Below are 22,801 nucleotides of genomic sequence, written 5' to 3'. Positions count from 1 at the left end.
GTTTACGTCCACTGCTGGATGAACACGTTAACGTAACCGAGCAGGTCCCTGAAGCACCGCGTAGTTCTGGAACGTTCGGCCCGGGAGGTTTTTCGGTGAGCTACGACCCGCCCCCGCCGCGAGGCGGCCCGTCGGGCCCGCCGCCACGCCCCCGGCCGCACCCCCCGGTCTTGCCCCCCGGACCGGAGGAGGCCACGCGGTTCGCACCCGGTTGGGACGACCCCGCGCCGGGACCGCGCGGGTACGACCCGGAGCCCCGTTCGGGTCACCTCACCCCCGAGCCCGGTGGCCGGCGGCGACTGCGCGAGGACGACGAGCCGAGCCTGGGCGGGCACATCGAGCCGGGTGGCCGCAGGCGCGCTCCCGAGGAACCGCTGCCCGGCGGGTACCAGCCGACCGGCCGGCGCCACGTGCCCGAGGACGCCCCCGAGCCCGGTGGCCGCCGCCGCGCGCCCGAGGACGCTCCCGGGTCGGGTGGCCGCCGCCGCGCGCCTGAGGACGTTCCCGAGCCCGGTGGCCGCCGTCGTGCACCCGAGGACGCCCCCGAGCCGGGTGGCCGCCGTCGTGCCCCGGAGCCGCTGCCGCCGCGCGTTCCGAGCACGGGCACGCCGCCCGGTGGGATCCCGCGCGGGCCGGCCACACCGCCCGGGGGGATCTCCCGCGGGCCGGGCACTCCGCCCGGCGGCATCCCGGGCCCGCCCGGCGGCACCGCGCGTGGTCCGGCCACCCCACCCGGCGGGATGCCGGGTTCCCGTGGTCCGGGCACCCCTCCGGGTGGCATCCCGGGCACCCCGCCCGGCGGGGCGCTGGGTCGCCGCCTGAACGGCGAGCCCGAACCACAGACCCCCGGCCGCCGCCCGCACCCCGGCCCGCCGCCGGGTCCGCCGCCGGCCGACGCGACCCGGTACACCAGCGCGTTCTCCGGCAGCCTGCCGCCGGCCGGCCCCGCGCGCCCGCCGCGTCCCCCGCGCCCGCGCCCGGTGGACCCGCCGACCGAGATCATCAAGCCGGTCGACGACGACTACGACGAGTACGACGAGTACGACGACTACGAGGACGACGAGCCGCCACCGCCCCCGCCGGACAGCGCCGCCCGCAAGACCGTCCGCACGGTCGGCGAGCTGCTCATCACGCTGGGCCTGGTGATCCTGCTCTTCGTGGTCTACGAGGTCTACATCACCGACCTCATCTCCGCGGGCAAGCAGGACGACGCCACCTCGGCGCTGGACGACAAGTGGGGCGCGAACACCGTCCAGGGCGCGGACCCGCAGCGGCAGGCGCAGTACGACCTGGTCGAGGGCGAGGCCTTCGCCAAGATGTACATCCCGGCGTTCGGCCCGGACTACAAGTTCTCCGTGGTCGAGGGCACCAGCGACAAGCACCTGGAGATCGGCCCCGGCCACTACGTGAACACCGCGCTGCCCGGCGCGCCCGGCAACTTCGCGGTCGCGGGTCACCGGGTCGGCAAGGGCGCGCCGTTCAACGACCTCGACCTGCTCAACGCGTGCGACGCGATCATCGTCGAGACGAAGGCGGAGTGGTTCGTCTACCGCATGCTGCCCAAGGCGAGCGAGGTCGCCGGGTGGGCGCAGAGCGACAAGGCGAAGGACCCGAGGTGCGGCAAGGTCTCGCCGCTGGGCGCGCCGTACGACAAGACGGTGGGCCAGGAGATCGTGCTGCCGACGCAGGGCGAGGTCATCGACCCGGTGCCGCACTTCGCGGGCGAGGTGCCCCAGGCCCAGCAGGTCGCGCTGCTCACCCTGACCACGTGCCACCCGCGGTTCTCCGACAAGCAGCGGCTCATCGTGCACGCCGTGCTGACGCAGGGCTACCCGAAGGCGGAGGGGTTCGTGCCCGAAGAGTTCAAGGAGCAGTGATGTACGGCTGGATCTGGCGCCACCTCCCCGGCCCGCTGCCGGTGCGCATCCTGGAGGCGACCGTGCTGGTGGCCGGCGTGGTGGCGTTGCTGCTCTTCGTGGTCTTCCCGTGGATCGAGCCGAAACTGCCGTTCAACAACGTGACGACGCCGCAGTAGACCGCGGCCTCCGGCCCCCGCTTCGATCGTCCCACGCACCACCGACAATCCGACGCACACCAACGGCCGCCCGGCCCGGCGAACGGCCGCCCGGCCCGGCGAACGAACGACCGGCCGGCGGCGGGCGGGCGGGCGGCGGCGGGCGGCGAGCGGGCAGCGGGCGGCGAGCAGGCGGCCGTTGGGCGGCGGGCGGCCGGCGGCTGGCGAGCGGGCGGCCGTTGGGCGGCGGCTGGTATCGACGAACGGCCGGCGGGCCGCGGCGGGTCAGTCGCTGTGGCAGGCGTTGGTCATCTCGGTGCGGTCCACCACCTTGATGCGGTCGCGGCCTCGGGCCTGGCCCAGTGCGATCTCGTGGGCGTCGAGCTTGAGCCAGCCCTCGTTCGTCGTGAACGGCACGGCCCGCTGTTCCAGGAACCGCACCACCGCGTCCGGGTCCGTGACCGGCGGCTCCGGCAGCAGGGGCGCATCGGCGAGCAGGCTCGTCACGGTCTCCAGCGCGTCGCCCTTCGTGTGGCCGATGAGGCCGATCGGACCCCGCTTGATCCAGCCCGTCACGTACACGCCCGGGATGGCCTGGTCGTCCAGGTCCAGCACGCGGCCCGCCTCGTGCGGCACGGTGCCCGACTGGTGGTCGAACGGCACGTCCGGCAGGTGCGAGGACAGGTAGCCGACGGCCCGGTACACCGCCTGCACCGGCCAGTCGGTGTGCTCGCCGGTGCCGCGCACGCCGCCGTCGCCGGTCAGCTCCATCCGCTCGGTGCGCAGGCCGACCACGCGGCCGTCCTCGCCGAGCACCTCGACGGGCGCTTCGAGGAAGTGCAGGTGCAGGCGGCGCGGGCGGTCGCCGGTGTCGCGGATCGCCCATTCCTGGAGGGTCTTGACGACCATCTCGACCTGCTTGTTCGACCTGATCGCGGCCATGCTGGCCGCGTCGAAGTCGATGCCCTCCGGGTGCACGACGACCTCGACGTTCGGCGAGTGGTCCAGTTCGCGCAGTTCCAGCGGGGTGAACTTGGCCTGGGCGGGGCCGCGGCGGCCGAAGACGTGGACATCGGTGACCGGGCTGGCCTTCAGGCCCTCGTAGACGTTGTCCGGGATCTCGGTGGTCAGCAGCTCGTCGGCGGTCTTGGCGAGGATGCGCGCGACGTCCAGGGCCACGTTGCCGACGCCGAGCACGGCGACCCGCGAGGCGTGCAGCGGCCAGGTGCGGGGCACGTCCGGGTGGCCGTCGTACCAGGACACGAAGTCCGCCGCGCCGTACGAGCCGTCGAGGTCGATGCCGGGCACGTCCAGCGGGCGGTCCTTCTCCGCGCCGGTGGAGAAGACGACCGCGTCGTAGAACTGGCGCAGGTCGTCCAGCTTGACGTCGATGCCGTACTCGACGTTGCCGAAGAACCGGACCTCCGGCCGGTCCAGCACGCGCTGCAGGGCGTTGACGATGCCCTTGATGCGCGGGTGGTCCGGGGCGACGCCGTACCTGATCAGGCCGTACGGCGCGGGCATCCGCTCGAACAGGTCGATGCGGACGTCGGCCTCCGACTTGACCAGGGTGTCGGCGGCGTAGATGCCCGCGGGGCCCGCGCCGACGACGGCGACGCGCAGAGAACGTGTCATAGCTCAAGGTTAGGTGAGCCTAAGCTCACTTCTGACGAGAGGTTGGTCACGGCTACGCTGGCGGGCATGCGCGTGCTCGTGGTCGACAACTACGACAGCTTCGTCTACAACCTCGTCCAGTACCTCGCCCAGCTCGGTGTGGAGTGCGTCGTCCGGCGCAACGACGCCGTCGAGCTGGACGAGATCGGCGAGGTCGGCGGCGTGCTCGTCAGCCCCGGGCCCAGCACGCCCGACAAGGCCGGCAAGAGCATGGACGTCATCCGCCGCTGCGCGGACACCGGTGTCCCTGTGTTCGGCGTGTGCCTCGGCCACCAGGCCATCGGCGCGGTGTGGGGCGGCACCGTCGACCTCGCGCCCGAACTCCTGCACGGCAAGACCAGCGTCGTGCACCACACCGGCGCGGGCGTCCTGGCCGGCGTGCCGAACCCGTTCACCGCGACCCGCTACCACTCGCTGACCGTGCTGCCGGACACGATCCCCGCCGAGTTCGAGGTCACCGGTCGGACCGAGTCCGGTGTGGTGATGGCCATGCGGCACCGCGAGCTGCCGGTCGAGGGCGTCCAGTTCCACCCCGAGTCCGTGCTGACCGACGGCGGCCACCGGATGCTCGCCAACTGGCTCAAGGTGTGCGGCTTCGAGGTGCCGGAGGCCACCGTGGCGCGGCTGGAGAACGGCATGCGCCAGCTCGCCGCCGCGGCTCAGCGCACCTGAATCGAACACCCGTTCGAGTTGTCCACCGCTGTGGGCAACCCTGTGGACAAACGTAAAAGGCCCCCGGCGCGCAGCCGGGGGCCTTTCGCGTCGAGTGCGCTACCTGGTGGTGGTCGAGCCGACCTTGAACTCGGCCAGGACCACGTTCACGCGGCCGTTCTTGGCGATCGCCGCGTTCGGCTTGATCTCCTGGTCGATGATCTTCTTGTCCTGCGTGATGTCGTTGGTCGGCGTCTTCGAGGACACGTTCAGGTCACCGGTCCACCCGGCCTGGCTCAGCTTGTTGCGCGCCTGGCTCTCGGTCAGCCCGGTCAGGTCGGGCATCAGGATCTGGTTGCCCCGGGAGACGCTCAGCGTGATCAGCGAGCCCTTCTCCACGCGGCCGGGGCCGGGGTTCTGGGCCACCACCTCGCCCTGCTCCTCCGGGCTGTCGACCTCCTTGGACTGCACCTTGAACCCGTTGCCCTCCAACGTCGCCTTGGCGTTGGCGAAGGACTGGCCGGTCACGTCCGGGAGCTGGACGGTGTCCGGACCCTTGCCCAGGGTCACGGTGATGGTGCTGCCCTTGGGCGCCTTGGTGCCCGGCGACGGGTTCTGGTTCGCCACCTTGTCGATCAGCTTCGGGTCCTCGACCTCGACCGTCGCCGAGTCCTGCTTGAACGCCCACCCGGCGTCCTGGAGCTTCTTCTGCGCGTCGGCGGCGCTGAGGCCGCGCACGTCCGGCACCTCGACCGCCTCGGGCGCCGCGCCCACCAGGATCGTCACGTTGGCGAACTTGTCCAGCTTCGTGCCCGCGCCCGGCTCGGTGTCGATCACCTTGCCGATCTCCTCGGCGGTGCACGCCGGCTGCGAGCCCGGCTGGCACGGCACGTTCTTGACCGTCGGGTTGAACCCGAGCCGGCTCAGCTCCGCGCTGGCCGCCGACTGGGTCTGGCCCTTCAGCGGCGGCACCTCGATCTGCGTCGTCCCGCCGCCGCCGCTGTCGCCGTCGAGCAACGACTTGGTGATCCAGGCGGCGAGGCCGAGCACCGCGACGCACAGGAGGACGACCAGCGTGATCATGATCGTCTTCTTGCGCCGGGCGCGCCGCTCCTCCTCCTCGTCCGCGAGCGGGTCGTAGTCGGCGGGCTCCTCGCGCAGCGCCGACGGCCGGTGCCTGCCGCCGGTCGACGCGACCTCGGTGCGCGGCGACTGGTTGAGCACCGCGGTCCGGTCCTCAGGCGTCATCACCGCGGGCGCGGACGGGCGCTGCCCGGACAGCACGCGCACCAGGTCCGCGCGCATCTCGGCGGCCGACTGGTAGCGGTTCGCCGGGCCCTTGGCCATCGCCTTGAGCACGATGGCGTCCAGCGCCGGCGTCACCTTCGGGTTCAGCGCCGACGGCGGCTTCGGGTCCTCCCGCACGTGCTGGTAGGCCACCGCCACGGGCGAGTCGCCGGTGAACGGCGGCTCGCCGGTCAGCAGCTCGAACAGCACGCAGCCCGACGCGTACACGTCCGACCGGGCGTCCACCGCCTCGCCGCGCGCCTGCTCCGGCGACAGGTACTGGGCGGTGCCGATCACGGCCGCCGTCTGGGTCACCGCCGCCTGGCCGTCGTGCACGGCCCGGGCGATGCCGAAGTCCATCACCTTCACCGCGCCGGATCTGGTGATCATCACGTTGGCGGGCTTCACGTCCCGGTGCACGATCCCGTGCCGGTGGCTGAAGTCCAGCGCCGCCGAGACGTCCGCCATGATCTCCATCGCGCGCTTGCCCGACATGGGGCCCTGCGTCTTGACGATGTCGCGCAGCGTGCGGCCGTCCACGTACTCCATCACGATGTACGGCAGCGGCCCGTACTCGGTGTTGGTCTCACCGGTGTCGTAGACCGCGACGATGGCGGGGTGGTTCAGCGCCGCCGAGTTCTGCGCCTCCCTGCGGAACCGCTCCTGGAACTGGGCGTCGCGGGCGAGGTCGGCGCGCAGCACCTTGATCGCCACGTCCCGGCCGAGTCGGACGTCGCGGCCCTTGTGCACCTCCGACATGCCGCCGTATCCGAGGGTCTCGCCCAGCTCGTAGCGGTTGGAGAGCAGTCGCGGAGTGCTCATCAGTGCTTCGTCCCGCTCCTCGTCAACGGTCCTGCCATCGCTTCCGTCCGCCTTCGTACCGTTCCGCCGTCACGTCGGTACACACGTCACCGTCACCCGTGAGCCGATCGCAACCTCGCCGGTCGGGCTCACGTCCGACACCAGGCACCGCTTCGCGTCCCGCGGCGCACCGCCCTGGTCGGCGTGCACCTCGGGCTCCAGGCCGTACCCGTCGAGCTTCTCCACCACCTCGTCAGCAGGCCGGTCGACGAAGTCGGACTCGGTGATCATGACCTTCGGGGTGCCGGGGATCCGGTCGGTCGAGTCCCGCGGCGAGGTGCGGGCACTCGTGGCACCCACCTGGTTCGTCCCGCTGGAGGGGGCCGTGCCCTTGCCGCTCGGCACTTCGTCGTCACCCATCGCGCGCAGGAGGACCACGCCGAGCACCAGCAGCACGACCACCAGCACAGCGACCATAACCCACAGCAGCGCGCGGTTGCGCCCTGGAGGTCGGGGAGGCGGCGGCAACGGACCGAAAGCGCCCGTGCGCGGAGTGTTGACCGGCGGCACGGGCTGCATACCGGGCCGCGAGCCGGGGTGGGTGACCGGGATGCCCGGGTGGGTCACCTGCGCGCCGGTGAACGCCGGCGGCGGTGGCGCCACCGCCATGGCCAGGCCCGTCGGCACCGGCAGCGGCTGGCCGTTGCGCACCGCGCTGACCGCCGCCGCGAACTCGCCGCCGTTGCGGTAGCGCTGCCGCGGGTCCTTGACCAGGGTCGCCTCGATCAGCGCGCGCGGCCCCGGCGGCACGTCCGGCGGCAGCGGCGGCGCGACGTCCCGGATGTGCATCATCGCGACGGTCACCGCGTTCTCGGACAGGAACGGCCGGTGCCCGGTCAGGCACTCGTAGCCGCACACGCCCAGCGCGTAGACGTCGCTCGCCGGTTCGGCGGCGTGGCCCAGGGCCTGCTCCGGCGCGATGTAGTGCGCGGTGCCCATCACCATGCCGGTGTGCGTCACCGGCGCGGCGTCGGCGGCCTTGGCGATGCCGAAGTCGGTGATCTTCACCTTGCCGGTCGGGGTGACCAGGATGTTGCCCGGCTTCACGTCCCGGTGCACCAGGCCCCGCTCGTGCGCGGCCTGCAACGCGTTGCCCGCCTGCTCCAGCAGGTCCAGGGTGCGGTCCGCGCCGAGCCGGCCGCGGGCGATGATCGCCGCCAGCGGCTCGCCCTCGACCAGTTCCATCACCAGGTACGCGGTGTCCTCCGGCCCGTCCGGGATCGACGCGGTCTCGCCGTAGTCGTGCACCGCGGCGATGCCCGGGTGGTTCAGCGACGCCGTCGTGCGCGCCTCGATGCGGAACCGGTTGAGGAACTCCGAGTCACCCGACAGCTCCGCCTTGAGCACCTTGACCGCGACCTTGCGGTCCAGCCGGGTGTCCGCGGCCTCCCAGACCTCGCCCATGCCGCCGACCGCGATCCGCCGGGACAGGCGGTACCGCTCGGCGAGCAACTGGCCGGAGGTCAGCATCAGCGGCTCCCGAGGTACGCGCCGATGACCGCACGGCCGATCGGCGCGGCCACCCGGCCGCCGGTCGCGGACAGGCCCTGCTGACCGCCGTTCTCGACGATCACGGCGATCGCGATCTCCGGCTTGTCGGCCGGCGCGAACGCCACGTACCAGGCGTGCGGGTTGTTCTCGCGCACGTTCGCGCCGTGCTCGGCGGTGCCGGTCTTCGACGCGATGGTCACCCCGGACAGCTTGCCGGTGCCGCCGGTGTTCTTCTCCGACTCGACCATCATGTCGCGCAGGAGCGCCGCCTCGTCGGGGTCCATCGCCTCGTCGAGCTCGTCGGGCTTGGTCTCGCTGATCACCGACAGGTCGGGGGCGAGGATCTTCTGCACGAAGTGCGGCTTCATGCGCGCGCCGCCGTTGGCGATGGTCGCGGCCATCATCGCGTTCTGGAGCGGCGTGACCCGCACGTCCCGCTGGCCGATGCCGCTCTGGTACACCGACGGCTTGTCCGGCATCGGGCCCATCGTCGAGGTGGCCACCGACAGCGGGACGGTCAGCTCGGCGTCGTCGAACCCGAACTCGCGGGCCTTCTTGCGCAGCTTCTCCGGCCCGAGTTGGTCGGCGAGCACCGCGAACGCCGTGTTGCACGACTTGGCCAGCGCCTCCTGGAGGGTGGCGGTGACGCCGTTGCCGCACGTCGTGTCGTTGAAGTTGGGCAGCGGCTGCTGGGTGCCCGGCAGGGTGATCACCGGGCGACCGTCGACCTGGGTCTCCTTGTTCGCGCCCTCTTCGAGGGCGGCGGCGGCCACGATCAGCTTGAACGTCGACCCGGGCGGGTAGATCTCGGCCACCGACCGGTTGCGGGTGGGCTGCGGGCCGTCCGCGGCGGTGTACTCCAGCCACGCCTTCTCCTGCTCCTCCACGTCGTGGCTGGCCAGGAGGTTCGGGTCGTAGGACGGCGTGGACACCATGGCGAGGATCTCGCCGGTCTGCGGCCGGATCGCCACCACCGAGCCGGTCACGCCCTGCAACTTCTCGTAGGCGACCTGCTGCAGCGCCGCGTTGATGGTGAGCTGGAGGCTGCCGCCCTTCGGGTCCCGGCCGGTGATCAGGGCGGACACCCGGCGCGCGAACAGCCGGTCGTCCGAGCCGTTGAGCAGGTCGTCCTCGACCCGCTCCAGGCCGAACGTGCCGTAGGTGGTGGAGAAGAAGCCGGTCACCGGCGCGAACGCCGGGCCGTTGGCGTACTTGCGCAGGTACCGCAGGCGGTCCGTGGTCTTCTCCACGGTCGCGATCGGCGTGCCGTCGGCGGCGATGATCTGCCCGCGCTCCCGCGAGTACTGGTCGAGCAGGACGCGCCGGTTCAGCGGGTTCTTGCGGTAGTCGTCGGCCTTGATGACCTGCACGTAGGTGGCGTTGCCCAGGAGCAGCAACATCATCACCATCATGGCGAGGCCGACGCGGCGGAGCGGTGTGTTCATTTGGGACGCTCCACCATGACAGTGAACTGGTCGGCGATCGCGGGTTGCTGCGGGCGCGGTTTCGGTGTCGTCTTCGGCGCGCGCGCCGCGTCCGAGATCCGCAGCAGCAACGCGACCAGCATGTAGTTGGCCAGCAGCGACGAGCCGCCGTAGGACAGGAACGGCGCGGTGATGCCGGTCATCGGGATCAGCTTGGTCACGCCGCCGACGACGATGAAGATCTGGAAGGCGATCGCGAACGACAGGCCGCCACCGAGCAGCTTGCCGAACGTGTCGCGCACGGCCAGCGCGTTGCGCATGCCGCGCAGCGCCAGCACCGTGTAGAGCACCAGCACCGCGGACAGGCCGACGAAGCCCAGCTCCTCGCCGATCACGGCGGTGATGAAGTCGGTGTTGGCCTCGGGGATCTCGTCCGGCCGCCCGCCGCCCAGGCCCGCGCCGAACATGTTGCCGGTGCCCAGGCCGAACAGGGACTGCAGGATCTGGTAGCCCTTGCCCGACGGGTCGGCGAACGGGTCCAGCCAGTTCTGCACGCGGATCTGCACGTGGCCGAACAGCCGCCACGCCACCACCGCGCCGACGCAGAACATGCCCACGCCGAGCACCACCCACGCCGCTCGTTCGGTCGCCACGTACAGGAGTACGAGCACGATGCCGAAGAAGAGCAACGACGACCCGAGGTCCTTTTGGAGGACCATGATGCTCACGCCGACCGCCCACGCGGCGACCAGCGGCCCGAGGTCGCGGGCGCGCGGCAGGTCCAGGCCCAGCACCCGGCGCCCGGCGGCGGTGAACAGCTCCCGCTTGGACACCAGGAACGCGGCGAAGAACACCATCAGCAGGATCTTCGCGAACTCACCGGGTTGGATGGAGAACGCGCCGAAGCTCAACCAGATCTTCGCGCCGTTGATCTCCGGCGCGATGAAGCTGGGCAGCACACCGGGCAGCACCAGCGCGACCAGGCCGAGGAACCCGAACGTGTAGCCGTAGCGGGCCAGCGTGCGGTGGTCGGACAGCACCGCGAGCACGATGCAGAACAGCACCAGCGCGATCGCCGTCCACAGCACCTGCTTGGGCGCGGCGGGCGACCACACGCCGCCGCCGGGCAGCGCGTCGCCCTCCTTGGCCAGGTCGATGCGGTGGATCATGACCAGGCCCAGGCCGTTGAGCAGGGCCACGCACGGCAGGATCACCGGGTCGGCGTACGGCGCCCACTTGCGCACCGCGAGGTGCGCGACGGTGAGCACGCCCAGGTAGGCCAGGCCCAACCACACGATGCGCATGGTGAGCTCCTGCTCCTGGTTCGCCTCGACCAGGATCAGCGCGATCGTCACCAGGCCCGCCGCGAACGCGAGCAGGAAGAGTTCGCTGCTCCGCCGCGTGGGCGGCTTCAGACCCGGCGAGGTGCTGCTCGCCGCCGAGAGCGGCGTGCCCTCCGCGCCGGGGACCGGCGAACCCATGCGTCTACTGACCCTTCCGGCAGTCCGTGCCCGGCTTCTGCACGGGCGTGGGGAGCGGCGTGCCCTCCTGAGTGGTGGACGTCGGCGGCGCCGTGGTGGTTGCGGACGGGTCCAGACCCGGCTGGGGCGCGGTCGTCGTCGTGGTGGTGGTCGGCTGCTCCTTCGGGCACAGCGGCAGCGTCTGCTCGGTGCGCAGGCGGCGGATCGCCTCGCGCGCGCCCTCCAGGCCGTCCACGTCGGTGATGCCGTTGCGCACCACGTCCCGCGTGGCCACCTTCAGGTCGTCCACCGTGATCGGCTCGCACGCCTGCGCGCCCGGCGGGCACGAGCCCTCGACCAGGCTCTGCAGTTCGAAGCCGAAGACGCTGCCGGTGACGCCGCGGAAGATCGACACCTGGCCGTCCGGCGCGGCGCCCACGTAGTACTGGCGCAGCACGTACCAGCGGGTGCCCAGACCGGCGGCGGCCAGCAGCAGGAGCACGAACACGACCAGCAGCAGCGCCTTGACCTTGCCGCCGCGCGACCGCTGCGGGGGCGGCGGCGGCTGCGGCTCGACGCGCTGCGGGACCGGTCGGGGCCCCGTTATCGAACTCGCCCGCGAGGCGGGCGAGTCGGGGGGTGGTGGGTCTTCGCTGCCGTCGCCGGCCGCGCCGCCCACTATCGGGGCGTCCTCCCCGAAGTCGATGTCCACCACGTCGGCGACCACGACCGTCACGTTGTCCGGGCCGCCGCCCTTGAGCGCCAACTCGATCATCCGGTCCGCGCAGGCCTGCGGGTCCGGGATGCGGATGGCCTCCTCCAGGGTCTCCATGCTGACCACGCCGGACAGGCCGTCGGAGCACAGCAGGTACCGGTCGCCGGGCCGGGCCTCGCGCACCATCAGCCGCGGCTCCACCTCGTGCCCGGTGAGGGCGCGCAGCAGCAGCGACCGCTGCGGGTGCGTCGCGGCCTCCTCCTCGGTGATCCGGCCCTCGTCGATCAGCGACTGGACGAACGTGTCGTCGTGCGTGATCTGCGTGAACGTGCCGTTGCGCATCATGTAGGCGCGCGAGTCGCCGATGTGCACCATGCCCAGGCGGGTGCCCGCGAACAGGACGGCGGTGAGCGTCGTGCCCATGCCGTCCAGGTCGGGGTCGGACTGCACCAGCTCGGAGATCGCGCCGTTGCCCGCGATGACCGCGTCGCGGAGCTGGCCCAGCAGGTCGTCGCCCGGCTCGTCGTCGTCGAGCGGGGCCAGGGCGGCGATGACCACCTTGCTGGCGACCTCGCCCGCGGCGTGGCCACCCATGCCGTCGGCGAGCGCGAGCAGGCGGGGGCCCGCGTACACGGAGTCCTGGTTGTTGGAGCGGACCAGGCCCCGGTCGCTGCGGGCCGCGTATCGAAGGACGAGGGTCATGTGCGCAGCTCGATCACCGTTTTGCCGATACGGATCGGGGTGCCGAGCGGGACCCGGAGTGGGGCCGTGACCTTCGCCCGGTCGAGGTAGGTGCCGTTCGTGGAGCCCAGGTCCTCCACGTACCAGTCGGTGCCGCGCAGCGACAGGCGCGCGTGCCGGGTCGACGCGAAGTCGTCGTCCAGCACGAGCGTCGAATCGTCGGCGCGGCCGATCAGGATCGGCCTGCCGTCCAGGGAGATGCGGGTGCCCGCCAGCGCGCCGTGCGTCACGACGAGCTGCCGGGGCGCCTTGCCGCCCTTACCGGCCTTGCCTGTCCCTCTCCGCAGACCGGGCGTCGGAACGCGCAGTCCCGACGCCGCGTACAGGTCGGAGCGGACCACTCTCAGCGCAGCCAACACGAACAACCAGAGCAGGACGAGGAAACCCGCTCTGGTCAGCTGCATCACCAGCTCTGGCACCGGTTGTAACCGCTCCTGACTCTTCCGCCGTCACCCGCCCGCTTCGACCCCTAGCCCTGGGTGCGGAAGACCAGCGAGGAGTGGCCGATGCGGACGACGTCGCCTTCCGCGAGCTGCCAAGTCTGCACTGGAGTGCCGTTCACCGTGGTGCCGTTTGTCGAACCGAGATCAGCGAGCATGGCACTGTGCCCGTCCCACGTGATCTCCAGGTGCCTCCTGGACACGCCGGTGTCGGGCAGGCGGAAGTCCGCCTCCTGGCCGCGACCCACGACGTTGCCGCCCTGCTTGAGGTTGTAGGTGCGGTTCGAACCGTCGTCCAGGTGCAGCGTCGCGTTGAGCTGGCGCGGGCCGGACTGCACGGCGGGCGGGGCGTAGCCCTGCGCCGGGTCCGGGTAGCCGCCGGGCGCCTGGCCGTAGCCGGGCTGCTGGCCGTAGCCCTGGTCGTAGCCCTGCTGCCCGTAGCCCTGGTCGTAGCCCTGCTGGCCGTAGCCCTGGTCGTAACCCGGCTGGCCGTAGCCCGGCTGCTGGCCGTAGCCCTGGTCGTACCCCTGCTGCCCGTAGCCCTGGTCGTAACCCTGCTGCTGGCCGCCGTAGCCGGGCTGCTGCCCGTAGCCCTGGTCGTAGCCCTGCTGCTGGCCGTAGCCCTGGTCGTAACCCTGTTGCTGCTGGCCGTAGCCCTGGTCGTAGCCCTGCTGGCCGTAGCCGCCCTGCGCGTAGGGGTCGTAGCCGGGCTGGCCCTGTTGTCCGTAGCCGGGAGGCTGGCTCATCGATCCGTCTCCTGTGCGAGGTGGTGCTGACCGTCGGCTGGCAACTTTCACGTCGGGGTCGACGGACGAGCTGGTTCGGAACTGTCCGGTGTGCAGCGCGTCGGAGCGCTCCAAGGAGACTACGACGTCACCATAGGTATCCCATCCGCTCTCCTCCAGGTACTCCCGGATGGAGTCCCCCAGTGCACGGGTGATGCGTAGTTCATCCTGGCCGTCACCGGCAAGCCGATCGTGGTCCTGGGGACCCAGCAGGACCATGTAGTGGTTCGGGGCGAGTAGCCGGCCGCCCGCCAGTTCGCGGATGTTGACCTCCGCCTCGCGCTGGAGCGCGGGGATCACTTCCGCCTGGACGACGTTCCCGCCGAACACACGCGCGAAGGTGTTGCCCACGATGCCTTCGAGACGGCGCTCAAAGCGCTCAACGAGGCCCACGGCAACCCTCCGACTCGGTCGACTTCTGACACCGATCGTATCCGGGGTGACGTGCCGGTACACGGGGCAATTGGTAACCCGGACGGAGGCCGTGCTAGTGTTCTCCACGTCGCTCCGGGCGAGTGGCGGAATGGCAGACGCGCACGGTTCAGGTCCGTGTGTCCGAAAGGACGTGGGGGTTCAACTCCCCCCTCGCCCACAGCAACGGGAATCCCCCGCTTCCGAGTTCGGAGGCGGGGGATTTCTCGTTGCGCGGGAGTTCCTCCACCACCCGTTCGGGCGGTGATCTGCGTCACTCGGATGGCCGCGTCCGTTCGTCGTGCGGTAGCCCGCCGTAGTGATCTTCGTCGCACCGTTTGGCGGTCCCTCTACGGTGGGCCCGTGACACTGGACGAGCCGACCATGGCCGGGGTCCACGACGGTCTCCTCGGCGGGATCGCGCACTACGACCCGGACCGGCGGCTGGTCGAGGAGGTGGCCGCGCGGTCCCCGCTGCCGGTCCGGCTGGAGCGGGAGCACCGGGCGTTCGTCCGCCGGGCGGCGCGGGTGGCGGCGGCGGTCGGCCAGGTGCTGGACCTGGGGTGCGGCGCGCCGCGGGACGACTCGGTGTTCGAGCTGGTGGACTGCCCCGTGGCCTGCGTTGACGTCGATCCCGACGTGGTCGCGCACACGACGCTGGCGGCGGAGGGGCGGGACGACGTCGCCGTCCTGCGGGCGGACGTGCGGGACCCCGAAGTGGTCCTGGGCCTGGTGGACGTCACCCGACCGGTGGGGGTGCTCATGCTGTCGGTGTTGCAGTACCTGCCCGACGCCGACGGACCCGCCGAACTCGTGGCCGACTACCTGACGCGGCTCGCGCCGGGCAGCGTCCTGGTCCTGAGCCACCCGAGCGCCGACACCGCCCCCGAACTGCACGCCGTGGCCGCCCTCCTGCCCGGCCACCCGACCGTGCGCACCCGCGCCGAGGTCGCCGCCCTGCTGCCGGCCGGCACGCCGGTCGTCCCGGTCCCGAGCCTGTTCGGCGACCACGACTCCGGCCCCGGTGACCGGTACCCGTACTACGCGGCGGTGGTGCGGTGCTGAGCGCGCCCGAGCACGACACCTTCCGCAAGCTCATGAAGCAGCTGCGCGAGGAGCAGGGGCGGTCCTTCCGCGCGCTCGCCGAGAGCACCAACTACGACCCGAGCCACCTCGCCGGCGTCGAACGCGGTCGCCGCGCGCCCAAGCTCGACCTCGCCGAGCAGGTGGACCGGGCGCTGGGCGCGGGCGGCCGGCTGATCGCCGCGCTGCGCCGCCGCCCCGCGCAGCTGTCCGCCGTGGTCAGCCCGTTCGTCGGGCGCGCGGACGAGGTGCGCCGCATCCGCGCCGCGCTGGCCGGCGACCGGGCCGACGGGTCGCCGCGCGTCGTGGTGGTCGAGGGTCCGCCGGGCGTGGGCAAGTCCAGCCTCGCGCTGCGCGTCGCGCACGACGTGAAGGACCGCTACCCGGACGGCCAGCTCTTCGCCGACCTGCACGGCTTCTCGCCCGCCCAGGCCCCGGCGCACCCGGCGGACGTGCTGGAGGAGATGCTCACCGCCCTCGGCATGCGCGACGTCCCGGCCGGGCTGTCCGAGCGCGCCACCCTGTTCCGGTCGGTGCTCGACGGCCGCCGGGTGCTGCTCGTCCTGGACAACGCCGCCCGCCTCGACCAGCTCACGCCGCTCCTGCCCGGTTCGGCGACGTGCGCGGTCCTGGTCACCAGCCGCCGCGAGCTGACCGGGCTCGCCGTCCGGACCGGCGTCACCCGCGTCACCGTGCACCCGATGACGCCCGAGGAGTCGGCGGAGCTGGTGGCGAGCGTCACCGGCAGCCGGCCCGACGACGTGCTGGTGCGGCGGTGCGGCGGGCTGCCGCTGGCGCTGCGCATCGCGGGCGAGTGGCTCGCCCGGCACCCCGGCCGCGACCTCGCCGCCCGCCTGGCCGACGAGCAGCGGCGGCTGGACAGCCTGGACACCGGCGACGAGTCCACCGCGCTGCGGGCGGTCATCGGCTGGTCCTACCGCGAACTGCCCGGCCCGGCGGCGCGGCTGTTCCGGCTGCTCGGCCGGTACCGGGGCGCGCACATCGGCGTGGCCGCGGCGACCGCGCTGGCCGGCGCCGACTCGGCGGAGCTGCTGGAGGACCTGGCCGCCGGGCACCTGGTCGAGCACGCCGACGGCCGGTACCGGCTGCACGACCTGCTCCGGGCGTACGCGGCGGAGCAGCCCGAACCGGACGAGGCGGACGCGGCCCGGCGGCTGGCCGAGTGGTACGTCCACACCGCGCGGGCGGCGGGCCGGGTGCTCGCGCCGACCCGGGCCGTCCCGTTCACCCCGCCGAAAGCGCCCGGCATCACCCCGCTGCGGTTCACCGGCTACGAGGAGGCGCTGGCCTGGTGCGACGCCGAGGCCGAGAACTTCGCGCCGGTGATCCGGCTCGCGCACCGGCACGGCCTGTGGGCGCCGGCATGGCAGTTGGCGGTGGTGCTGTGGGACTGGCTCCAGGTGCGCCGACCGCTGTCGGTGTGGGTGGAGACGCACGAGGCCGCGCTGCGGGCGGCGCGCCGGGCGCTGGACGCGGAGGCCGACGCGTGGGTGTCCACCAACCTCGCGATGGCGTTCAAGGAGCAGCGGTGCTTCGCCGCGAGCCGTGCCCGGCTGGAGTACGCGCTCAAGGTCCGCAAGCGGCGCGGCGACCGGTACGGGCAGGCGTGGACGTTGGCCGGCCTGGTGTTCCTGGCGGTGGAGGAGGGCGACCCGGCGGCGGCGCCGGCGGAGGAGGCGCTGCGGATCTTCGCCGAGGTCGGCGACCGGGAGGGCACGGCCGAGGTGCTGCTGGCCCGCGCCGGGACCGAGGACGAGGTGCGGACCGCGTTGCGGTTGTTCGAGGAGCTGGAGATCCACGACGGCCGGGGGCGGGCGTGGCTGCGGCTGTCGGCGCTGCGCGGCGGCGACCGGGACGCCGTCGAGCGGGCGGTGCGGGCGTTCCGGCGCGGCGGCGACCGGCGGGGCGAGGCGGACGCGTTGCTGCGCCTGGCCGACCTGCGGGAGGCCGCCGGCCTGCCCGGCAACCGGGAGCGCGAGGCGGCCTGGGAGCTCTACGACCTGCTCTCCGACCCGCGCGCCGACGAGATCATCCAGCGGCTGCGGTGAGCGCCGCGTACAGCCCCGCGGCCAGCGCGAACGCGACCGCCGGGCCGAGCGCGAACCCCGCCGCCGCGCCGAGGACCAGCGCGCCGACGCCGGCCGGGTTGACCCGCCCGTACCGGCCGCGCGGGTCGTCCAGCTCGGCGGTCGCGTACCCGGCGCGGCGGTGCAGCAGCAGGTCGGTGGCGAACACCCCGACCCACGCGGCGGCCACCACGCCCAGCGCGGTGAGGAAGGTCTGCCACGGCCCGAGGAAGTCCGGCGCGCCGAACACCACGTACCCGCCGAACACCACCACCAGCGCCCCGTCGACCAGCACCGTCACCGGTCGCCCGATCCGCACGCCCAGCGCCTGGAGGGTCAGGCCGGACGAGTAGACGCCGAGCGTCCCCGAGGCGACCAGGCTGAGCAGGACCGCGCCCAGGAACGGCAGCAGGAACCACGTCGGCAGGCGGGCGGCGAGAGCGCCGATCGGGTCTACGGCCGCGGCGGCGGCGAGGTCCGGGTCGGCGGTGAGCAGGACGCCCGCGGCCATCAGGACCAGCGGCGGCAGCGCGCCGCCCAGCGCGGTCCACCCGGCGACGGCCCGCGGCGGCGACGTGCGGGGCAGGTACCGGCTGTAGTCCGCGCCGCCGGTCACCCAGCCGAGCCCGGTCGCGGCGGCCACCAGCGCGGCCCCGTGCGCGATGCCCGCCGTGCCGCCGCTCGCCGGGAGGCCCAGGCCGGGCAGCGCGAACGCCAGGTACCCGACCGTGGCCACGCCGAGGGCCACGCTGATCCACCGGTGCACGCGCATGATCACGTCGTAGCCGTACACGCCCAGCACGATCGACAGACCCGCGACCAGCACGAACCCGACCACCAGCGCCGGTTCCGGGGCGATGCCGAGGCGGGTGAGGATCGTCCGGGCGGACAGCGCGCCGAGCGTCACCGCGAGGGTCTCCCAGCCGACCAGCGCGAGGTAGTTGGCCAACCCGGGGAGCAGGTTGCCGTGCACGCCGAACGCCGCCCGCGACAGGACCATCGTGGGCGCGCCGCCGCGGGCGCCGGCCACCGCGACCAGGCCCAGCAGCGGGTAGGACAGCGCGACGCCGAGGACGATCGCGACCAGCGCCTGCCACCAGCCCAGGCCGCCGGCCACCACGTAGACGCCGGTGGTGACGCCGTAGACGCTCACGTTGGCCGCGAACCACGGCCAGAACTGGCCGCGCGGGGTGCCCCGGCGGTCGGTCTCGGCGACGACGTCGACACCGGTCCGCTCCACGGTCCACCTCACACCGAGGATCTTGCCGGACCTCCCACGACCGCGCGCAGCAGCCGGTCCAGCACCACGTCGGTGCGGGCGGTGAGGACCACGTCCACGGGTCGCCGTGGCGGCAGGGTCACGCCGAACCGGATCGCGCGCCGGTCGGTGAGCAGGCGTCCCCGGCAGTGGCCGGCGGTCTCGCAGGTCACCTCCAGGCGCTCGGTGACCAGGGCCAGGTCCGGTTCGAGGGCGATCGCGGCGGCCACCACGTCGTCCAGGCGGCACCGGCGTTCGCCGTCCTCTGTGGTCTGGGTGTGCACGTAGTGGCCCATCCACGCGGTGACCCGCCGGGCGACCGGGCCGGGCGCGGTCTCGACGGCGGTCAGCCAGCGCTCGTCGGCGGTGGCCGGCGCGGTGGCGTCGACCGGGACGACGGTGAGCGGGAACCCGGCGGCCAGCACGTGCTCGGCGGCCTCCGGGTCGTGGAAGGCGTTGGCGTCGGCGAACGGCGTGACGTCGCCGGGGGTGGCGAGGGAACCGCCCATCCAGACCACGCGCCGCAGCAGGGCGGGGAGCCGGGGTTCGAGGTCCAGCGCGAGGGCGAGGTTGGTCAGGGGACCGAGTTCGAGGACGGTCAGCTCACCGGGGCGCGCCCGGGCCAGCCGGACCAGCTGCTCGGCGGCCGACCCGTCGACCGGCCGGCGCAGCGGGGGAGGACCGCACCGCCCGCCCAGCCCGTCGGGACCGTGCACGACCAGACCGCTCAGCTCGGGCGGCGGGGAGGAGCCGTCGCGCAACCGGTCCGCCCCGACCGCGACCGGGACGTCCCCGCGGCCCGCCAGTTCGAGCACCCGGAGCGCGTTGTGGGCGGCCGGCTCGGCGGGCAGGTTGCCGTGCACGCTGCCGACGGCGACGACGTCGGCTCCCGCGGCGAACAGGTAGAGCAGGGCGAGCGCGTCGTCCAGACCGGGGTCGGTGTGCACGACGATCGGGGAGTCCATGCGGTGGATGGTGATCGCCGGCGAGGTGCCCTTTCACGCGTGCCGAGCGGGTTGACCACATCTGACCACGCCCACGACCTGCCGGCACGGGGACGCGAGCGGCATAGTCGGGGTCGAGCCGGACCGTCATCATGGGGGTGTTGACGGGTCTCCGGCGAGGCGACCGGGGACCTCTCCCACCCGGGTCGCGGCGGCGGTGCCCGGCGGCAGGTCCCGCCGGGCACGCCGGCCTCGGGCACAGCGGCACTTCGCGGGGGTACTCCGGCCGCAAGTCGCCCGCCGGTCCACGCCGCAGCCCGCGCCCCGCTCGCCCGCGCCCGCCCCGCCCGCGCCCGCCCCGCCCGCCCGCGCTCGCCCGCGCCCGCCCCGCCCGCCCGCGCTCGCCCGCGCCCGCCCCGCCCGCCCGCGCTCGCCCGCGCCCGCCCCGCCCGCCCGCGCTCGCCCGCGCCCGCCCATCCGCGCCTTCCGCCGCCCACCGACACCTCGCCCCCGCCGCCACTTCCTCCCCCTTCCCGTTCACCGGCCCCACCGATTTCGTCCTCCCGATCGTGCGTGCCGACGAGCGGTGGGCGGTCGGTCGGTTTTGATCGGTGAGCGGTCGGTTGAGTGGTGGGGTGTGTGGTGAGCGGCGTCACTCGGGGGGCCGGCGCGTGGGTGCGGTGTGCACGCTGAGCACGTTTTTCCGCTGTTCCGCCCGGTACACGTCACCCGGACGGCAGCACCGCCGGGCCGAACTCGCGGTCCGGGGTTTCGACCGGTTACCGACCGCTCGACGCCGTCGATCGCAGGGGCCCCGCGAGCCGGGGAACGGCGGGGTGCCCGGGTGGTAGGCCTTATGCAGAGCACGAGTCGAAACGCGGCGGTCCTCCCGCCGTGGTTGCCGAGGAGGCCCTGGCGTGAGCAGCACCCCAGCACGGATCGCGGACACCGGCGACGCACGGGCGCTGTCGGCCACGGCGATCCCGGTTCCCGAACTGCCCGGTGACGCGGCGGACCTCGCCGCGGCGGCGGCGGTGCGCCTCGGCTGGCACGGCGTGGTCCTGCCGGAGATGGTCCTCATGGGCCGCAAGGTCATCGTCGTCGCGGAGCTGCTGGCCGACGCGCACGCCGAGCGCGTGTGCCTGGGCGCCGGCCCGGAGACCGACCGCACCACCGTGTCCACGTGGGTGTGGCCGGAGATGGACGGCCGCGTGCCGCCCGCCGCGGTCCGCATCATCGGCGTCCTCGCGGTGGCCCGCCACTGGCGGACCGCGCTGGCCTCGGCCGTGCCGTTCGCGCGGTTCGGCAACGCGGCGGCCGTGCTGCCGTCGTCGGTGGCCCTGACCCACGACTACCTGTCCAACTGCCTGCCGCGGGTGCGCCGCTACGGCGTCTCGGTCCTGCTGGCGGACGAGGAGTCGGCCCTGTCGGTGGACGTGGCCGGCCGCAACGAGACGGTGCCCGTCGAGGACACCGCCACCACCCGCTGGGTCAACGAGCTGGTCTACGAGCAGGTCCTCGCCACGGTGCCGGACCCGGTCGCCTGATCTAGGTTGGCGGTCATGCGTGTGGTGATCGCGGGCGGGCACGGCAAGATCGCACTTCTGACGACGCGGCTGTTGGCGCGACGCGGGGACGAGGTCGTCTCCCTGGTCCGCAACCCGGACCACTTCCCGGACGTCCGCGACGCCGGCGGCACCCCGGTCCTGTGCGACCTGGAGACGGCGGACCGGGCCTCGGTCGCGGAGCACCTGGAGGGCGCGGACGCGGCCCTCTTCGCCGCGGGCGCGGGCCCCGGCAGCGGGGTCGCCCGCAAGGACACGGTGGACCGGGCGGCTTCGGCGCTGTTCGCGTCGGCCGCCGAACAGGCCGGCGTGACCCGGTTCGTGCAGATCAGCACGACGGGGATCGGTCGCACCACGGGCGACGAGGTCTTCGACGCCTACCTGAAGGCCAAGGGCGAGGCCGAGGACGACCTCAAGGCCCGCCCGCTGGACTGGACGATCCTCCGCCCCGGACGGCTCACCGACGACCCCGGCACCGGCCTGGTCGAACTGGCCGACACGGTCCGCCGCGGCGACGTGCCCCGCGCGGACGTGGCGGCGGTGGTGGTCAAGCTCCTCGACACCCCAACCACGGTCGGCCGCACCTACGAGCTGGTCTCGGGCTCCACGCCGATCGAGGATGCCGTTTAAGAGCCCAGCACCCGGTCCAGGTAGGCGTTCGTGAACTTCCGGGTCGGGTCGAGGGTGTCCCGCAGGGCCGTGAAATCGGCGAAGTGCGGGTAGCGGGCGGCCAGGTCCGGCGCGGTGAGGCTGTGCATCTTGCCCCAGTGCGGACGCCCGCCCACCGCGCCCGCGATCTTCTCGAAGGCGTCGAAGTACTGGCGGTAGGGCATGCCGAGGTACTGGTGCACCGCGATGTACGCCGTGTCCCGGCCGTGGGCGGTGGACAGCCAGATGTCGTCGCCCTGGGCCACGCGCACCTCGATCGGCACGATCACCCCGTGGTCCAGGCGGGCGATCGCCGCCCGGAGTTCCTCCAGCACGTCGTGCAGAGCGGTGCGGGGGATGGCGTATTCCGATTCCACGAACCGGACCCGGCGCGGCGTGACGAAGACGCGGTGGGAGGCGTCCCGGTAGACGCGTTCGGAGATCAGGTTCCCGCACACCCGGTTCAGGCCGCGAGTCGTGCTCGGCAACGCGCGCGCCACCCGGCACACCAAGCCGAACGCGCCGTTCTCGATGACTTCGTACTCGTAGAAGTGGCGCAACCTCGACAACGGCGCGGCCGGTTCGTCGGTCCGGTTGTTGCGCTTGAGGATCACGTTGTCGCTGTGCGGGAACCAGTGGAATTCCACGTGGTCCTCGACGGCCGTCAGGTGGTCGAACTCCTCCAGCACCCGGTCCAACCGCTCCGGCGACTCGCGCGCGTGCAGCACGAAAGCGGGGACGCAGCGCAGCGTGACCGTGCTGATCACGCCCAGCGCGCCGAGCCCGACGCGGGCCGCGTGGAACAGGTCCGGGCGTTCCGACGCGGAGCAGCGGACGGTCTCACCGGTCGCCAGCACCAGTTCCAGCGCCGTGACCTGCGTGGACAGCCCGCCGAGCTTGGCGCCCGTGCCGTGCGTGCCGGTCGAGATGGCGCCGGCGACGGTCTGGGCGTCGATGTCGCCCAGGTTCGCCAGGGCCAAGCCGAGGCGGTCCAGCAGGGCGTTCAACTGTCGGAGCGTGGTGCCGGCGCGCACCGTCACCAGCGGGCCGGACATCTCCGTGATGCCCGTGTACCGGTCGAGGTCCAGCGCGACGGCGGGCGCGGCGGCGATGTCGGTGAACGAGTGGCCGCTGCCGCGGGGCCGGATCGCGCGAACGTTCGCGACCACCTCGGCCAACTCCTCGGCCGTGGCCGGGTGCTCGACGCGGTGCGGGTTCGCCGTCGCCGTGCGCGCCCAGTTCGTCCACGGGGTACCCAACGC

General features: G+C 73.1%; 18 protein-coding genes and 1 tRNA gene. 8 read left to right on the top strand and 11 right to left on the bottom strand.

Features of this window, described 5'->3' with window-relative positions; all coding sequences use genetic code 11:
• Window positions 1–170: 170 nt before the first annotated feature.
• Window positions 171–1,877 (top strand): class E sortase, encoded by a 1,707-nt coding sequence (locus ABD126_RS11605; RefSeq protein ID WP_343933773.1) that lies wholly within the window; start codon window positions 171–173, stop codon window positions 1,875–1,877.
• A complete protein-coding gene (locus tag ABD126_RS11600; protein WP_343933772.1) occupies window positions 1,877–2,035 on the top strand; it encodes a hypothetical protein in 159 nt (52 codons plus the stop codon). Before ABD126_RS11605 ends, ABD126_RS11600 begins: the two co-directional genes overlap by 1 nt.
• A gap of 264 nt (window positions 2,036–2,299) precedes the next feature.
• Here the strand turns inward: ABD126_RS11600 and ABD126_RS11595 are convergent, their stop codons facing one another.
• On the bottom strand, window positions 2,300–3,649 hold the full coding sequence (locus tag ABD126_RS11595) for an FAD-dependent oxidoreductase (protein ID WP_343933771.1): 1,350 nt from the start codon (window positions 3,647–3,649) through the stop codon (window positions 2,300–2,302).
• A gap of 66 nt (window positions 3,650–3,715) precedes the next feature.
• On the opposite strand from ABD126_RS11595, the gene ABD126_RS11590 reads away from it, so the two are divergent.
• Complete coding sequence (locus ABD126_RS11590) at window positions 3,716–4,360, top strand: aminodeoxychorismate/anthranilate synthase component II (RefSeq protein WP_343933770.1); 645 nt, start codon at window positions 3,716–3,718, stop codon at window positions 4,358–4,360.
• A gap of 99 nt (window positions 4,361–4,459) precedes the next feature.
• On the opposite strand, the gene pknB is transcribed toward ABD126_RS11590, so the two are convergent.
• The 7 genes from pknB to ABD126_RS11555 form a co-directional block, all read right to left on the bottom strand.
• Window positions 4,460–6,448 carry a Stk1 family PASTA domain-containing Ser/Thr kinase gene (pknB, locus tag ABD126_RS11585; RefSeq protein WP_343933769.1) on the bottom strand — a complete coding sequence of 663 codons (1,989 nt, stop codon included), beginning with the start codon at window positions 6,446–6,448 and terminating at the stop codon, window positions 4,460–4,462.
• A gap of 69 nt (window positions 6,449–6,517) precedes the next feature.
• The gene (locus tag ABD126_RS11580; protein ID WP_343933768.1) at window positions 6,518–7,957 is read right to left on the bottom strand and encodes a serine/threonine-protein kinase; all 1,440 of its coding nucleotides are present in this window, start codon (window positions 7,955–7,957) and stop codon (window positions 6,518–6,520) included.
• On the bottom strand, window positions 7,957–9,423 hold the full coding sequence (locus tag ABD126_RS11575; protein WP_343933767.1) for a peptidoglycan D,D-transpeptidase FtsI family protein: 1,467 nt from the start codon (window positions 9,421–9,423) through the stop codon (window positions 7,957–7,959). The genes ABD126_RS11580 and ABD126_RS11575 overlap by 1 nt, the downstream gene beginning before the upstream one ends.
• Entirely contained in the window at window positions 9,420–10,883 is a 1,464-nt protein-coding gene (locus ABD126_RS11570; protein ID WP_343933766.1) for an FtsW/RodA/SpoVE family cell cycle protein, read from the bottom strand. The genes ABD126_RS11575 and ABD126_RS11570 overlap by 4 nt, the downstream gene beginning before the upstream one ends.
• A gap of 4 nt (window positions 10,884–10,887) precedes the next feature.
• The gene (locus ABD126_RS11565; protein WP_343933765.1) at window positions 10,888–12,279 is read right to left on the bottom strand and encodes a PP2C family protein-serine/threonine phosphatase; all 1,392 of its coding nucleotides are present in this window, start codon (window positions 12,277–12,279) and stop codon (window positions 10,888–10,890) included.
• Complete coding sequence (locus tag ABD126_RS11560; protein WP_309110043.1) at window positions 12,276–12,737, bottom strand: FHA domain-containing protein FhaB/FipA; 462 nt, start codon at window positions 12,735–12,737, stop codon at window positions 12,276–12,278. Before ABD126_RS11560 ends, ABD126_RS11565 begins: the two co-directional genes overlap by 4 nt.
• Before the next feature lie 50 nt (window positions 12,738–12,787).
• A complete protein-coding gene (locus tag ABD126_RS11555; protein ID WP_343933764.1) occupies window positions 12,788–13,936 on the bottom strand; it encodes an FHA domain-containing protein in 1,149 nt (382 codons plus the stop codon).
• Window positions 13,937–14,052: 116 nt separating this feature from the next.
• On the opposite strand from ABD126_RS11555, the gene ABD126_RS11550 reads away from it, so the two are divergent.
• The 3 genes from ABD126_RS11550 to ABD126_RS11540 all read left to right on the top strand — a co-directional run bounded on the left by ABD126_RS11550 (window position 14,053) and on the right by ABD126_RS11540 (window position 17,106).
• Window positions 14,053–14,135: transfer RNA gene (locus ABD126_RS11550), tRNA-Leu, on the top strand.
• 182 nt (window positions 14,136–14,317) lie between these two features.
• Window positions 14,318–15,019 carry an SAM-dependent methyltransferase gene (locus tag ABD126_RS11545; protein ID WP_343933763.1) on the top strand — a complete coding sequence of 234 codons (702 nt, stop codon included), beginning with the start codon at window positions 14,318–14,320 and terminating at the stop codon, window positions 15,017–15,019.
• A complete protein-coding gene (locus ABD126_RS11540) occupies window positions 15,013–17,106 on the top strand; it encodes an AAA family ATPase (RefSeq protein WP_343933762.1) in 2,094 nt (697 codons plus the stop codon). The genes ABD126_RS11545 and ABD126_RS11540 overlap by 7 nt, the downstream gene beginning before the upstream one ends.
• Here ABD126_RS11540 and ABD126_RS11535 read toward each other — a convergent pair.
• Entirely contained in the window at window positions 17,087–18,376 is a 1,290-nt protein-coding gene (locus tag ABD126_RS11535) for a purine-cytosine permease family protein (RefSeq protein WP_343933761.1), read from the bottom strand. The genes ABD126_RS11540 and ABD126_RS11535 overlap by 20 nt on opposite strands.
• Window positions 18,373–19,347, bottom strand: a complete 975-nt coding sequence (locus tag ABD126_RS11530; protein WP_343933760.1) for a nucleoside hydrolase — start codon at window positions 19,345–19,347, stop codon at window positions 18,373–18,375. The genes ABD126_RS11535 and ABD126_RS11530 overlap by 4 nt, the downstream gene beginning before the upstream one ends.
• A gap of 896 nt (window positions 19,348–20,243) precedes the next feature.
• Between ABD126_RS11530 and ABD126_RS11525 the strand changes: the two genes are divergently transcribed.
• Both ABD126_RS11525 and ABD126_RS11520 read left to right on the top strand, forming a co-directional pair.
• Window positions 20,244–20,873, top strand: a complete 630-nt coding sequence (locus ABD126_RS11525) for a hypothetical protein (protein ID WP_343933759.1) — start codon at window positions 20,244–20,246, stop codon at window positions 20,871–20,873.
• A gap of 15 nt (window positions 20,874–20,888) precedes the next feature.
• Window positions 20,889–21,521, top strand: coding sequence for an NAD(P)H-binding protein (locus ABD126_RS11520; protein WP_343933758.1), 633 nt, complete (start codon window positions 20,889–20,891; stop codon window positions 21,519–21,521).
• On the opposite strand, the gene ABD126_RS11515 is transcribed toward ABD126_RS11520, so the two are convergent.
• Window positions 21,518–22,798: a D-arabinono-1,4-lactone oxidase gene (locus tag ABD126_RS11515; protein WP_343933757.1), complete on the bottom strand. Its 1,281-nt coding sequence runs from the start codon at window positions 22,796–22,798 to the stop codon at window positions 21,518–21,520. The genes ABD126_RS11520 and ABD126_RS11515 overlap by 4 nt on opposite strands.
• Window positions 22,799–22,801: the final 3 nt, after the last annotated feature.

Origin of the sequence: Saccharothrix mutabilis subsp. mutabilis (genome assembly GCF_039521145.1) — a bacterium.
Lineage (GTDB): Bacteria > Actinomycetota > Actinomycetes > Mycobacteriales > Pseudonocardiaceae > Actinosynnema > Actinosynnema mutabilis.
The sequence above is the reverse complement of the archived record's forward strand: the minus strand, read 5'-3'. Positions and strand labels throughout refer to the sequence as shown.